Source organism: Micromonospora craterilacus (assembly GCF_003236315.1).
GTDB classification, from domain to species: Bacteria; Actinomycetota; Actinomycetes; order Mycobacteriales; family Micromonosporaceae; genus Micromonospora; species Micromonospora craterilacus.
This window is the reverse complement of the sequence record NZ_POTY01000208.1, coordinates 1-13,000: the sequence shown is the minus strand read 5'-3', so window position 1 is coordinate 13,000 and position 13,000 is coordinate 1. Positions and strand designations below refer to the sequence as shown.

Annotated in this window: 11 protein-coding genes and 1 tRNA gene; 6 read left to right on the top strand and 6 right to left on the bottom strand. The window is 72.0% G+C overall.

The annotated features are described in order from the left end of the window. Nucleotides 1-282: 282 nt before the first annotated feature. On the bottom strand, nt 283-1,935 hold the full coding sequence (locus C1I95_RS25895; RefSeq protein WP_111217544.1) for a fatty acid--CoA ligase: 1,653 nt from the start codon (nt 1,933-1,935) through the stop codon (nt 283-285). 56 nt (nt 1,936-1,991) lie between these two features. Here C1I95_RS25895 and C1I95_RS25890 point away from each other — a divergent pair, with 56 nt between their 5' ends. Next, nucleotides 1,992-2,483: an NUDIX domain-containing protein gene (locus tag C1I95_RS25890; RefSeq protein ID WP_111217542.1), complete on the top strand. Its 492-nt coding sequence runs from the start codon at nt 1,992-1,994 to the stop codon at nt 2,481-2,483. 40 nt (nt 2,484-2,523) lie between these two features. Here the strand turns inward: C1I95_RS25890 and C1I95_RS25885 are convergent, their stop codons facing one another. Beyond that, on the bottom strand, nt 2,524-4,197 hold the full coding sequence (locus C1I95_RS25885; RefSeq protein WP_111217540.1) for an MDR family MFS transporter: 1,674 nt from the start codon (nt 4,195-4,197) through the stop codon (nt 2,524-2,526). 218 nt (nt 4,198-4,415) lie between these two features. Here C1I95_RS25885 and rfaE2 point away from each other — a divergent pair, with 218 nt between their 5' ends. Together rfaE2 and C1I95_RS25875 are read left to right on the top strand one after the other, a co-directional pair. Next, the gene (gene rfaE2, locus C1I95_RS25880) at nt 4,416-6,527 is read left to right on the top strand and encodes a D-glycero-beta-D-manno-heptose 1-phosphate adenylyltransferase (RefSeq protein WP_233513889.1); all 2,112 of its coding nucleotides are present in this window, start codon (nt 4,416-4,418) and stop codon (nt 6,525-6,527) included. After that, a complete protein-coding gene (locus tag C1I95_RS25875) occupies nt 6,524-7,396 on the top strand; it encodes a glycosyltransferase family 2 protein (protein ID WP_111217539.1) in 873 nt (290 codons plus the stop codon). The genes rfaE2 and C1I95_RS25875 overlap by 4 nt, the downstream gene beginning before the upstream one ends. Before the next feature lie 24 nt (nt 7,397-7,420). Here C1I95_RS25875 and C1I95_RS25870 read toward each other — a convergent pair whose 3' ends face one another. Genes C1I95_RS25870 through C1I95_RS25860 form a run of 3 tightly spaced genes read right to left on the bottom strand, consistent with a single transcriptional unit; the run spans nt 7,421 to nt 9,574 of the window. After that, on the bottom strand, nt 7,421-8,527 hold the full coding sequence (locus C1I95_RS25870) for a glycosyltransferase family 9 protein (RefSeq protein WP_111217537.1): 1,107 nt from the start codon (nt 8,525-8,527) through the stop codon (nt 7,421-7,423). Nucleotides 8,528-8,537: 10 nt separating this feature from the next. Then, the gene (locus C1I95_RS25865; protein WP_111217535.1) at nt 8,538-9,071 is read right to left on the bottom strand and encodes an Hsp20/alpha crystallin family protein; all 534 of its coding nucleotides are present in this window, start codon (nt 9,069-9,071) and stop codon (nt 8,538-8,540) included. Then, the gene (locus C1I95_RS25860) at nt 9,068-9,574 is read right to left on the bottom strand and encodes a DUF2231 domain-containing protein (protein ID WP_111217533.1); all 507 of its coding nucleotides are present in this window, start codon (nt 9,572-9,574) and stop codon (nt 9,068-9,070) included. Before C1I95_RS25860 ends, C1I95_RS25865 begins: the two co-directional genes overlap by 4 nt. Nucleotides 9,575-9,738: 164 nt before the next feature. Here C1I95_RS25860 and C1I95_RS25855 point away from each other — a divergent pair, with 164 nt between their 5' ends. Continuing rightward, a complete protein-coding gene (locus C1I95_RS25855) occupies nt 9,739-10,356 on the top strand; it encodes a pyridoxamine 5'-phosphate oxidase family protein (RefSeq protein WP_111217531.1) in 618 nt (205 codons plus the stop codon). A gap of 147 nt (nt 10,357-10,503) precedes the next feature. Then, a complete protein-coding gene (locus C1I95_RS25850) occupies nt 10,504-10,986 on the top strand; it encodes a hypothetical protein (RefSeq protein WP_233513888.1) in 483 nt (160 codons plus the stop codon). 123 nt (nt 10,987-11,109) lie between these two features. Here C1I95_RS25850 and C1I95_RS25845 read toward each other — a convergent pair. Then, nucleotides 11,110-11,185: transfer RNA gene (locus tag C1I95_RS25845), tRNA-Thr, on the bottom strand. Nucleotides 11,186-11,295: 110 nt separating this feature from the next. On the opposite strand from C1I95_RS25845, the gene C1I95_RS25840 reads away from it, so the two are divergent. Then, the coding region (locus C1I95_RS25840) for a metallophosphoesterase family protein (protein WP_146605847.1) at nt 11,296-13,000 on the top strand (1,705 nt) is incomplete at its 3' end.

Below are 13,000 nucleotides of genomic sequence, written 5' to 3'. Positions count from 1 at the left end.
CCGCTGCACCACTACCCGCTGTCGGCGACGGCCGCCGCACACCAGGCGGTGGAGGATTCCGTGGTCGGCAAGGTGCTGATCAGCGCCAGCGAATGATGCTCTGACCTGGGCAAATTTCCCATCAGCGGGACAGAGGCGAACAACTTTCGCAATACTGACAGTGCGGGTCGCCCCGCAAGGAACGGGCGGCCCCGGCGCGGTGCGAACGCCGGGGCCGCCCACCGGAGAGAGGGTCTGGAGAAGGCCCCCTACTCCCTAACGGCGATGATGCGCCGGATTTCGTTACGGCGTGGCCAGTTCCCGCACATCCAGGTCGCCGTCGGCGTACCGGGCACGCACCACCTTCTTGTCGAACTTGCCGACGCTGGTCTTCGGCACCACGTCGACGAACGCCCACCGCTCCGGCAACTGCCAGCGGGCCACCGACCCGGCCAGAAACTCACGCAGCTCCTCCGGGGTGGCCGAGGCGCCCTCGCGCAGCACCACGGTCGCCAGCGGCCGTTCGTCCCAGCGCTGATCCGGTACGCCCACCACGCACGCCTCCAGCACCGCCGGGTGGGCCGTCAGCGCGTTCTCCAGCTCCACCGAGGAGATCCACTCGCCGCCGGACTTGATCACGTCCTTGGCCCGGTCGGTGAGGGTGATGTACCCGTCCGCCGACAGGGTGCCCACGTCACCGGTACGCAGCCAGCCGTCGCGGAACTTCTCCGGATCCGGGGCGTCGTCGCCGACGTACCGGGCGGTGACCCACGGGCCGCGGACCTCCAGCTCGCCGACGGACGTGCCGTCGGCGGGCAGCGGCTTTCCCGCCGGCCCCACGATCCTGGCCTGCACGCCGGCCGGCACCCGGCCCTGCGTGTACCGGTAGCGCCAGGCGTCCGCACCGGTCGCGCCGGCGGGCGGCCGGGCCACCGAGCCCAACGGGGACATCTCGGTCATCCCCCAGGCGTGGATGACGTCGACGCCGTGCCGCTCGTCGAACGCGTGCATCAACGCCGGCGGGCAGGCCGAACCACCTACGATCACCTCCGTCAGCGACGAGGTGTCCACGTCGTGGCTGTCCAGGTACGCCAGCAGGTCGGTCCAGATGGTCGGCACCGCGCCGGCCAGGGTGGGCCGCTCGGCGGCGATCATCTCGGCGATCGGGGCGGCCTGGAGGAAGCGGTCCGGCATGACCAGCGACGCACCGGAGAGGAAGGCCGCGTACGGCAGGCCCCAGGACATCGCGTGGAACATCGGCACGATGACCAACTCCCGGTCCGTCGGCCCGAGCCCGAAGCCCTCCGGCATGCAGATCTGCAACGAGTGCAGGTAGATCGAGCGATGCGAGTAGGCCACCCCCTTGGGGTTGCCGGTGGTGCCGGAGGTGTAGCAGAGGGCGGCGGCGTCCCGCTCGTCCACCTCGGGCCAGTCGTACACCTCCGGCCGGTCGGCCAGCAGCGCGTCCCATTGGTGTACGACGATCCGGTCGCCGGCCGCAGCCACCAGCGGCGCGGGATCGCCGCCGCCGACCACCACCACGTGCCGCACGCTCGTCATGCCGGCGATGGACTTGGCCAGCAGCGGGATCAACGTCGAGTCGACCAGCACCACCCGGTCCTCGGCGTGGTTGGCGATGTAGCTGACCTGGTCGGGAAAGAGCCGGATGTTCAGGGTGTGCAGCACCGCACCCATGCTGGGCACCGCGAAGTACGCCACCAGGTGCTCGGTGTTGTTCCACATGAAGGTGGCGACCCGCTCGTCGCCGGTCACGCCGCACTCGGCGCGCAGGGCGTGGGCGAGTCGGGCGGCGGTCCGCCCGATCTCGGCGTATGTGCTGCGGCGCGGCTGGGGGGCACCGGTCCACGTCACCACCTCGGCCGTGCCGTGCACGGTGGCGCCGTGTTCGAGGATCCGGGAGACCTGGAGCGGGGCGTCCATCATCGTGCTACGCATGGGTAACAAATTAGTGTCGCCGGTCACACGTTGGGAACCCCCGTAAGTTTGTCCGGGTGAGCATCTCCTGGGCAGATTCTTACGTCGGTCAGCTACGCGCGTTGGCCGGCGACCGGACGCTGATGTTCGTCGGTGCCCGCGCCGTGGTACGCGACAGCTCGGCGCGGATCCTGCTGATCCGCCGCTCCGACAACGGGCAGTGGGCGATGCCCGCCGGGGCGATGGAGCTGGGCGAGTCGATCGCCGACTGCGCCGTGCGGGAGGTACGCGAGGAGACCGGGCTGCGCGCCCTGCGGGTGAGCGCCTTCGCGCTCTACACCGGACCGGACCGCACCCACACCAACATGTACGGCCACACCTACCAGATCTTCACCACGGCGTTCCGGGTCGAGGAGTGGGACGGCCAGTTGGCCCGGGTCACCGACGAGACCACCGACGCCGGTTTCTACCACCGCGAGGCGATGCCGCACCCGCTCTCGGCCAGCGTCCTTGAGACCCTCGCCGACCTGGACGTCTTCGAGCAGACGAACCGCCTGATCCTCAAGTGACCCTGATCGCGGTGCCGGCCCGGGCCCGTCAGGCATGAGGTCAGAGCATGGTCTGGGACTGCGCCTGCATCTCGGCGGCGGCCTCCTCGTCCGACCCGCGGTCCAGCGGCTTGCCACCGGGGGCCGGGCCCTTGCCGCCGAGGCCGTCGGTACCGCCGGTCGCACCCTCAGGGCCGGTGCCGCGCAGCTTCTCGTTCGGCAGGGCCAGGGTGACCAGGACCGCGATGATCGCGATCAGCCCGGTGGTCAGGAACACCAGGTGCAGCGATTCGACGAACGCCATCTGGACGGCCGCGCGTACCGGGGCGGGCAGGGCCAGGATGGTCGCCGGTTCGTTGACCGAGATGCCGGTGCCCTTGCCGGCCACCGCGGCCTGCTGATCGGGCGCCAGCTGGGCGATCGCACCGGGCAGCCGGGCACCCAACTCGTGATCGAGCCGGGAGGTGAGCACCGCACCGAGGATGGCCACTCCGAAGGATCCACCGAGCGACCGGAAGAAGGTCGCCGAGGAGGTACCGGCGCCCAGGTCGCGTACTGAGACGGCGTTCTGCACGGCGAGGATCAGCGACTGCATGCACAGGCCGAGCCCCACGCCGATCACCACCATGAAGCTGAACGCCCCCCAGAGCGAGGTGTTCACCTCCAGCCGGGTGAACAGCAGCATCCCGACCAGCAGCACCGCCGACCCGACCACCGGGAACCACTTGTACCGACCGATCCGGCTCATCGCCCGGCCGGTGAGCACCGAGGTGACGATGATGCCGGCCATCATCGGCAGCATCAGCAGACCGCTGCGGGTCGGGGAGGCACCCTTGACGATCTGCAGGTAGAGCGGGATGAAGATGATCGACCCGAACATCACCAGGCCGAGCACGAACCCGGCGCTGTTGGCCAGGGCGAAGGTGGCGCTGCGGAACAGCCGCAGCGGCAGGATCGGCTCGGAGACCCGGGTCTCCTGGAGCACGAAGAGCACTCCCAGCACGGCCCCGGCGACGAACAGCCCGATGATCACCCCGGAACCCCAGGGGTAGGTGCTGCCACCCCAGCTCAGCGCGAGCAGCAGGCAGCTCACCCCGGCCACCAGCAGCATCGCGCCGAGCCAGTCGATCGCGTGCTTGCGGCGGGTGAACGGCACCAGCCGCATCACCCGCGAGCAGACCACGATGGCCAGGATCGCCAGCGGCACGTTGATGTAGAAGATCCAGCGCCAGTTGGTTTCGGCGAAGTAGCCGCCAACCAGCGGGCCGGCCACCGAGGCGATCCCGAACACGGCACCGAAGAGGCCCTGGTACCGGCCGCGTTCGCGGGGCGAGACCACGTCCGAGATGATGGTGAAGGCCAGGGTGATCAGGCCGCCCGCGCCGAGACCCTGCACCCCGCGGGTGATGATCAACTGGGTCATGTCCTGGGACAGCCCGGCCAACAGCGAGCCGAGCAGGAACGTCCCGATGGAGAAGAGGAACACCGGTCGGCGTCCGTACAGGTCGGCCATCTTGCCGTAGAGCGGGGTCGAGGCGGTCGAGGCGAGCAGGTACGCCGTGACCACCCACGAGTAGTGGTTGATGCCGCCCAGTTCGCCGACGATGGTCGGCAGCGCGGTCCCGACGATGGTCTGGTCGAGTGCGGCCAGCAGCATGCCGGTCATCAGACCGAACATCAGCAGGCGAATCTGACCCTTGTTCAGCACCGGCGTCGCGTGGCCTTCCCTCGTCATTCCGCCTGCTTTCCCTGACCACGGGAAACATGCCCGTCCCGGCCGGCCGGAACGGGCCGTTGTGGTCGGCCGACGTCGTACCCGGGGCCGATGAGCCGCAACGGTACCGTCCGTCGTACCCGGGCCGATGGTCCGCAGCGGTCGTCACCGTCCCGTTGGCCGATGCCCGCTGCTCGCCCGGCAGGTTTGACCCTGCCGACCCCGGGGGATCCGCCGGCATGGCACGAGCAGCAGCGGAACAACTCCGGCTCGCCGACGTCGTGCAGAGTTGGCTCGGGCGCCCGGTCCTGGTGATCGGCGACGCCATGCTCGACGAGTGGCGGTTCGCCGACTCCGACCGGCTGTGCCGGGAGGCCCCGGCCCCGGTCCTCACCCTGCGACGACGCATCTCCGCGGCTGGTGGCGCGGCAAACACCGCGGTCAACATCGCCACGCTGGGCGGCCGGTCGGTGCTGGTGGCACCCGTCGGGGCGGACGTCGCCGGCGACGAGCTGCACGACTGTCTGGACCGGGCGGGCGTCTGGGACCGCACGGTCAGCCAGCCGGGCCGACCCACCCCGGTCAAGCGCCGGATGCTCGCCGGCGACCAGATCCTGCTCCGGGAGGACTCCGGCGACCCGGACGACCCACTCAGCGACGAGGGTGTGGACCGCCTGCTCACCGCCCTGGACTGCGCGACCGAGGAATTGCGGGCCGCTGCCGGCGGTGCAGCTCCGACCCTGGTGGTCTGCGACTACGGCCTGGGTGCCCTGCCCGCGCCGGTACGCGCCTGGCTGGTCGCGAAGCGGGACCGGTACGCCACGGTCGCGCTGGACGCGCACGACCTTGCCGACTGGCGTGGCCTCGCCCCCACCGTGGTGACCCCGAGCTTCGCCGAGGCGACCCGGCTGCTCGCCCGCGCCGGCACCGCCGCGCTGACCGCCGACCGGCCGGCTCCCGGCGCAGCAAAGGCTGCCGGCGGCGCAAAGGCTGCCGGCGGCGCGACGGCTGCCGGCGGCGCGACGGCTCCCGGCGGCGCATCGGCTGCCGGCGCTGCGACGGTTGCCGGCGGCGCATCGGCTCCCGGCGGCGCGACGGCTCCCGGTGCTGCGACGGTTGCCGGTGGCCGCGAGCTGCACCTGGAGCATCCCGAGATGGACGGGGCCGACGGGCCCTCCGAGCTGACCGTGGGCACCGCGCCGGGCGGGGCCGGGCTGCGGCGTACCGACGGGCCGACCGGTGAGCCCACGCCCGGCGAGGGTCGGGTGGCGATGACCCACGACGGGCTCAGCGTGACCGGCACCGGCGTGACCGTGAACGCCGACGCCGGTGCCGGTGTGGACCGGGCCGTCCTGGCCGAGTCCCGACTGGCCGAGCTACGCGCACACACCGGCGCGGACGTGGTCGCGGTGACCCTGGACACCGACGGCGCGGTGGTCGGCGGTGCCGACGGGCAGCCCCGGCGCAGCCACAGCACCCCCGTCCCGGCCAGCCAGGCCGTCGGCGCCGGCGACGCGTACCTGGCCGCCATGACGCTCGCGCTGGCCGCCGACGCACCGCTGTCGACCGCCGCTCAGCTGGCTCAGCTCGCCGCGACGAGCACCGTCACCGGCACCGGCACCTGCGTGTGCCGCCGGGACGACCTGTTGGCCGCGTTGGGCCGGCCGGGGTCCGGCAGCGACCGCCAGCCGGTGCAGGTCGGCGGCGAGGGCCTGGGCGCGATCATCGCCGAGCACCGCCGCGCGGGCCGCTCCGTCGTCTTCACCAACGGCTGCTTCGACGTGCTGCACCGGGGACACGTGCGGTACCTGGAACAGGCCCGCGCCCTCGGCGATCTGCTGGTGGTGGCGGTCAACTCCGACGGCAGCGTACGCCGACTCAAGGGGCCGGACCGGCCGGTCAACCCGGTCGAGGACCGCACCGCCCTGCTCGCCGCGCTGTCCTGCGTGGACCATGTGGTGGTCTTCGAGGAGGACTCACCGGCCGCGCTGATCGAGGACATCCGCCCGGACGTCTACGTCAAGGGCGGCGACTATCCGCCCGAGCTGGTGCCGGAGGCACCGCTGGTGCAGCGGCTCGGCGGCCAGGTCCGCACCCTCGGGTACGTGCCGGACCGCTCCACCTCCGCGATCATCGACCGGATCCGCGCGTACGGCCAGGGGACCGGGCCAAAGACTGCAGACGGCGACCCACCGCCCCAACCGGCCGGCCCGCCCGCGACCGGCGTGACCGCACCCGAACCGGCGGTGGCACCCGCGACCGGTGCGACCTCGCCCGATCCGGCGGTAGCGGCGGACCGCGCCGGCGGACCGGCGACCGGCTCGGCCGCGCCACCGCTGACCGCGCCGTGAACCGGCCGCTCGACACCGGCTCCCGCGCGGAATTCCGCGCCGACCGTCTGCTCGACGTGCTGGTCCCGACCCGGGACCGCCCCGCAGAACTCGCCGTCACCCTCTCCGGGCTCGCCGCCCAGGAGGGGGTGCCCGGGTTCGGGGTGGTGGTCAGCGACCAGTCCGACGGCGCGCCCGGGTACGCCCATCCGGCGGCGGCCACCATGGTCCGTGCGCTGCGCCACCGCGGGCATCCGGTGCTGCTGACCCGCCGGCTGCCCCGGCGGGGCCTGGCCGAACACCGGGCCTGGCTGCTCGCCGCGTCCGGCGCCCGGTACGTGCTCTGCCTCGACGACGACGTCTGGCTGGAACCGGGGACGCTGCACCGGCTGGTCACCGCGATCGAGGAGCTGGGCTGCGGGTTCGTCGGCAACGCCGTGCACGGACTGTCCTACCTGCACGACGTTCGGCCGCAGACGCACCAGCACTACCAGGAGTGGGTCGGCCGGCCGGTGCCGGAGCGGATCCGCCCGGGCACGTCGCAGTGGGACCGGGCGCAGATCCACTCGGCGGCGAACCTGCTGCACGTCACCGAGTCGCTGGCCCTGCCCGAGGGGAGCTGGCGGGCGTACAAGGTCTCCTGGATCGGCGGCTGCGTGCTGTACGACCGGGCGAAGCTGGTCGACTCCGGCGGCTTCGACTTCTGGCGCCGGGTGCAGGAGCGGCACCAGGGCGAGGACGTCGCCGCCCAGCTCGCCGTACTGGCGCGCCACGGCGGCGCCGGCGTCCTGCCCAGCGGCGCGTACCACCTGGAGTCGCCCACCACGGTCACCGACCGCGACGTGGAGGCGTGGGAGGTCGTCCTCGCCGATGCGGACGCCGACGCCTGACCGGTGTTAACAAGGTGCCCTTCCTTACCCGAACAACAGCTCGCGGGCGGCTTCGAGCACCTCGACGGCCGGTACGTCGGTGACGAACGAGTCGCGGTGCGGACAGTCACCGTCGCCGGGCCGGTGTGGGTAGATGCCGGGGGTGCAGTCCACCCCGCAGACCGGGCAGTGCACCGTCCACGAGGTGATCGGCCGGTGTCGGTCCCGCAGCGCGGTGGCCGTGGTGATCAGGTTGCCGACCCAGAAGATGCCGACCGTCGGGGTACCCACCGCGGCGGCGAGGTGCAGCGGGCCGGTGTCGTTGGAGACCACCAGTTCGCAGCCGGCGTAGCAGCCGATCAGCCCGCCCAGGGTGAGCGTGCCCACCTGCGGCCGGACCGGCACGCCGGCGGCCGCCACCACCTGGTCGACCACGTCCTGCTCGGCGGCGGTCCCGGTGACCAGCACCTCGTAGCCGTCGGCGTGCAGCGTCCGGGCCACCTGGGCGAACCGGTCGGCGGGCCAGCGGCGGCGGGTGTCGGTGGCGCCCGGGTGCAGCGCCACCCGGGGGCGCTCCCGCTCGCCCAGCACGGATCGCGCCTCGGCACGATCGGCGTCGGTGACCGCCAGCGCCGGGGTGATCGTGGTCGCCGGGGCGCCGACCAGCGCCGCCACCTCCAGGTAGCGGATCACTTCGGGCTGGTAGTAGACGTAGCGCAGCCAACGGTCCAGCGGCGGGGCGTCCTCGGCACGCAGTCCGGCGGTGACCCGGGCGCCGAGCGCGGCGACCAGCGGGTTCGAGTTCGCACCGCCGCCGTGCAGTTGGAGGGCCAGGTCGAAGCGTTCCGCGCGGGCGGCGGCCAGAAAGTCGATCATGCTTGAGTCGGGCTCGCCGGAGGCCGGCGCGCGGATCCCCGGCGCGGCGGGCACCACCAGCACCCGGTCCACCGGGCCGGGCCGGTCGCGCCACAGCGCCGCGTGCCACGGCGCACCGAGCAGCACGATCTCCGCCCGCGGGTACGCGGAACGCAACGCGTCCAGCGCCGGCAGCACGAAGATGAAGTCGCCGAGCGCGTTGGCCCGCAGCACGGCGATCCTGGCCACGTCGGGCACCAGCCCGGCGACCGGGGCGAGCAGGGCCGGCGCGGCCACGGCAGGGCCGCTACCGACCGGGTTCGCCGACGGCGACGTCGGGTTGGTGCAGTTCCCGATCCGCCGCCGGGTCGATGCTCCGCGGCTTGCTCCCAGGCCGGCCGGCGTGGTGTGGGCCGGTCCGACCGACGGTGATGGTGCGCGGCAGGGGCCGGGTCGCCCGCGGCAACCTGACCCGGAGCAGGCCGTGGTCCATCACCGCGTCGATCGCGTCCGGGTCCACCCGGGACGGCATGTGCACGCGGTACTCGAAGCCCCGGGTCTCGAACCCGCCGGAGATGCCGTGGTCGGCGTTCACCTCGGCCTCCGTCCGGGCGCGTACGCACAGCTCGCGCTCGTCCAGCTCGACCGCGACCTCCTCCGGCGCGACACCGGGCAGCCGGACGACCACCTCCCAGCCGTCCGTGGTCTCGCCCAGTTCCACCTCGGGCGGCCCCGGCCGGCCGCCGACCAGCCGGCTCAACTCGGCCCGCAACGACTGCAACTCACCCAGCGGGTCCCAGCCCTGCTGGCCGGCCCGCCGACCACGTCCCGGCCTGGTCATCGGGCACCTCCCGTCGGCTGCCCGGAGCCGGTGGGCCGCAGGGAACTCGGTGCGTTGAGGTTGGCGTCGCGCTCGACGCTGACACCGAGCCGGCCGACGAGTTCCCCGCCGAGCCAGGCGGCCACGCCGAGGATGGCCACCGCCACCACCTCGATGGCGATCAGCGCGCCGCCGGCGGTCCGGTACTCGGCGTTGAGCCGCACCACCCAGACCGCCGCGAAGAGCAGGAGCATCGCGAAGTTGGCGGCGGCGTGGGTGACCCCTACCCGCTTCGCCCGGGTCCCGGCCGGGATGGCCAGCAGGTCGACCGCCCCGGCCGCTGCGGCCAGCACGCCGCCGATCAGACCGACGGTGAGGTTCCAGTACGCCACCTCGCCGAGGAAGCGCGGCCCGCCGAGCGCGTCGATGACGTCGAACAACACGGCGGTGACCAGCAGGGCGACCGGGAACATCACCAGCATCGGATGCACAGCGTGACCCAGAACCTTGAGCCGACTCTCCATCTGCGGGCCTCCACTGCTCGGGTCGCGGGCGCACGCTCCGGCGCTCGGTGCGGCCGTACCCCGGTCACCACGGGACAAACCTGGCGCTGGACACGACTACACTTACGGTGACGGTTTCCCGTCCTGGTGCCGTCACCACGGTCAACGCCACGGGGAGGCAGACAGTGACGGTGGAGATCACGTCGGCGGCGGAGTTGACCGAGCTGCTCGGCGTCCCGGCACCCCGCGCCGCCGCGAAGGAACGCACCACGCTGCACGAGCGTGACCGGCAGTGGCTCGCCGCGTCCCCGTTCTGCCTGGTGGCCACGGCTGGGGCGGACGGCACCTGCGACGTCTCGCCCAAGGGCGACCCGGCCGGCTTCGCCCTCGTGCTGGACGACCGGACCATCGCCATCCCGGAGCGTCCCGGCAACCGGCGGGCGGACGGCTACCGCAACATCCTGGCGAACCCGCACGTCGGGCTGATCTTCCTGATCCCCGGGCGCACCGACACCCTGCGGATCAACGGCCGGGCCCGGCTGTTGAGCGACGCACCCTGGTTCGACGAGATGATGGTCAAGGGGCACCGGCCGGTGCTCGCCGTGGTGGTCGAGATCGAGCAGATCTTCTACCACTGCGCCAAGGCGTTCCTCCGCTCCCACCTGTGGCAGCCCGAGACCTGGCCGGTGGACCCGCTGCCCAGCCGGGCTCGGCTGATCAAGGAGGTGGAGGCGCCGGCGGAGACGCTGACCGAACTGGAGCGCCACTACGGCCCGGAGTACGCCAGCACGCTCTACGTCTGACCCGCGCGGTCGACCGGCGGCCCTGGCGAGGTCACGCCCCGATCCAGGATCGAGTGGCTCGACGCCACGGGGATACCACTCGATCCAGGATCGAGCGTGATCATGCCGACACCTGCAGACTTGCCACCTGAACATACGATCCCGCGCATGAGGATGTCCCGCGTCTGGCTGCCGGCCTGCCTGGTCATGCCACTTCTAGCGGCATGCGTCGCCGGCCCCTCCGAGGTAGCCGCACGGCCGTCGGTCACGTACACCTGCTGTGAGACTGCGGATGTGGAAACGCTCTACGAGCCGGGGCAGACCTTCATCCTGCACTGGATCGTCGAATTGCTGGACGACCCGACTGCGACCGCCCCGCCGCAGGTCGAGCTGAACGCCCACCTGACCGGCCCGTTCGCGACCGTGGACGACCTCAAGGCGGTGGCGATGGGCACCAAGAACCTTCCGGGGTTGGTCACCTTCACGGCCGAGCCGGTTCGACCCGCCGGTACGCCCGACGAACGACCCGTCAGCACCATCGTGATCGAGCCCTCGGCCAAGCCGGGCTACTACAACCTGGTCAACTCGGTGGCCGACCGCGAGAGCAAGGTCAGCGGGGAAAGCATCATCCAGGTGGTGCCCAGCAGCTGAACTCCGCGACCAGGACGCCAACTGGGCGGTTCGGATGGTTGTCCGGCCACCGGCCGTGGCACGGCGACACCACAAAGGCCCAGGTCATGATCGGCGATCAAGCCGGTGACCTGGGCCTTCCTGTGGAGCCGCCTGACGGAATCGAACCGTCGACCTACGCATTACGAGTGCGTCGCTCTGCCGACTGAGCTAAGGCGGCAACGATCGCCAAGTGTACGGCACGCGTCGGCGCGGGGCCGAGTGGGATTCAACGAGTCGGCGAACCGGACACCGAGGCGTTTCGGGCTCACCGCGACTACGCTGCGGCGGATGACCGACGATCACATCCCCCGCGACGAACCGGTCGACAGCCCACCCGCGGAGGCGGGCGGCGGACGGGCGACGCGGCGGCCTCGCAGCACCGACCCGCTGGAGCTGGGCTTCACGCCGCGCAAGCCGGTGCCGTGGCTCGCGCCGTTCCTTCTGATCAGCACCGGCCTGCGTACGTTGCTGGCTCTGCTCTTCGGGGCCTACCTGGACAAGCGGGAGCTACAGAAGGCGCTGGACGCGGAGGTCGCCAAGCAGGTCGGGCCGGACGGCGGGCTCTGGCTCGACTACGTGGCCGACCTGGGCGACGGCTTCAACGCCACGTACTCGGTGGCGTACCTGCTCGCCCAGCGGGAGCTGGAAGTGGACGGGCACCGGCTGCCCCGGGCGCAGACCCTGGTGATGGGCGGTGACCAGGTCTACCCGTCGGCCGCCTACGAGGCGTACGAGGACCGCTGCAAGGGGCCCTACCAGGCGGCCCTGCCGGTCGGCCCGCCGGAGCAGCCGACGATCTTCGCGGTGCCCGGCAACCACGACTGGTACGACGGGTTGACCGCGTTCCTCCGGTTGTTCGTCCGCACCCGGGACCGGCATTTCGGCGGCTGGCGTACCGGTCAGTCCCGCTCGTACTTCGCCGCCGAGTTGCCCGCCGACTGGTGGCTGTTCGGCCTCGACGACCAGTCCGGCTCGTACGTCGACGATCCGCAGCTCACCTACTTCGACACGGTGGCCAAGAAGCTGGGACCGCAGAGCCGGGTGATCCTGGCGGTGCCGGCACCGGCGTGGGTGAAGGCCGTCGACGAGCCTTCGGCGTACGACTCGATCGACTACTTCATCCGGACCATCATCGCGCCCACCGGGGCCCAGGTCCGGTTGCTGATCTCCGGCGACCTGCACCACTACGCCCGGTACACCGGGCCGGACGGCCGGCAGCTGGTCACCTCCGGCAGCGGCGGCGCGTACCTCTATCCGACGCATCAGCTGCCCGAGCGGATCGAGGTGCCACCACGGGACACAATGGCCCGTCGGTCCAGTCCCTCCCGGACGTACGAGCTGGCCGGCCGCTACCCCGACGCGGCCCGCTCCCGCCGGTACGGCTGGGGGATCTTCAGCCGGCTGCCTCGCCGCAACCCGGGCTTCGCCACCGTGCTGGGCATCCTGCACACCCTGCTGATGCTGTCGATGGCCGGCGTGACCGACTTCCGGTCCGAGGCGTCCGAGCAACGCCTGTTCAGCGTGCCGCTGGTGATGATGGTGCTGGTGCTGGTGCTCGCGGCGGCCCTGTTCGCCAAGCCGCCCAGTTCCACCGGCAAGCGCCACGCGCGACACTGGATACTCGGCGTCGGGCACGGCCTGGCCCACGTCGGGCTGGCCGCCGCCGGCACCTGGGCCTGGTTGGCCCTGCCCTTCCACGACTGGCCCTGGCCGCTGCCGGCGGTCGCCGCGGTGGCGGTCTACCTACCGGTGAGCGGCCTGCTGGCCAGCCAACTGGTGGCCGCGTACCTGCTGGTCGCCAGCAAGTTCGGGGTGAACGTCAACGAGTTGTTCGCCGGCCAGGGCATCGAGGACGCGAAGGGCTTCGTACGCCTGCGCATCGACCCCGACGGCACCCTGACCCTCTACCCGATCGCGATCGACCGAGTCGCCCGGGACTGGCGGGTGAACCCCGACCAGTCCCCCGACTCCTCGTGGCTGACCCCCAAAACCC

Bases quoted from the DNA above. Each gene is read 5' to 3' on its own strand.
- C1I95_RS25895 (WP_111217544.1), bottom strand. From the start codon at position 1,935: ATGCGTAGCACGATGATGGACGCCCCGCTCCAGGTCTCCCGGATCCTC.
- C1I95_RS25885 (WP_111217540.1), bottom strand. From the start codon at position 4,197: ATGACGAGGGAAGGCCACGCGACGCCGGTGCTGAACAAGGGTCAGATT.
- rfaE2 (WP_233513889.1), top strand. From the start codon at position 4,416: ATGGCACGAGCAGCAGCGGAACAACTCCGGCTCGCCGACGTCGTGCAG.
- C1I95_RS25865 (WP_111217535.1), bottom strand. From the start codon at position 9,071: ATGACCAGGCCGGGACGTGGTCGGCGGGCCGGCCAGCAGGGCTGGGAC.
- C1I95_RS25860 (WP_111217533.1), bottom strand. From the start codon at position 9,574: ATGGAGAGTCGGCTCAAGGTTCTGGGTCACGCTGTGCATCCGATGCTG.
- C1I95_RS25850 (WP_233513888.1), top strand. From the start codon at position 10,504: ATGAGGATGTCCCGCGTCTGGCTGCCGGCCTGCCTGGTCATGCCACTT.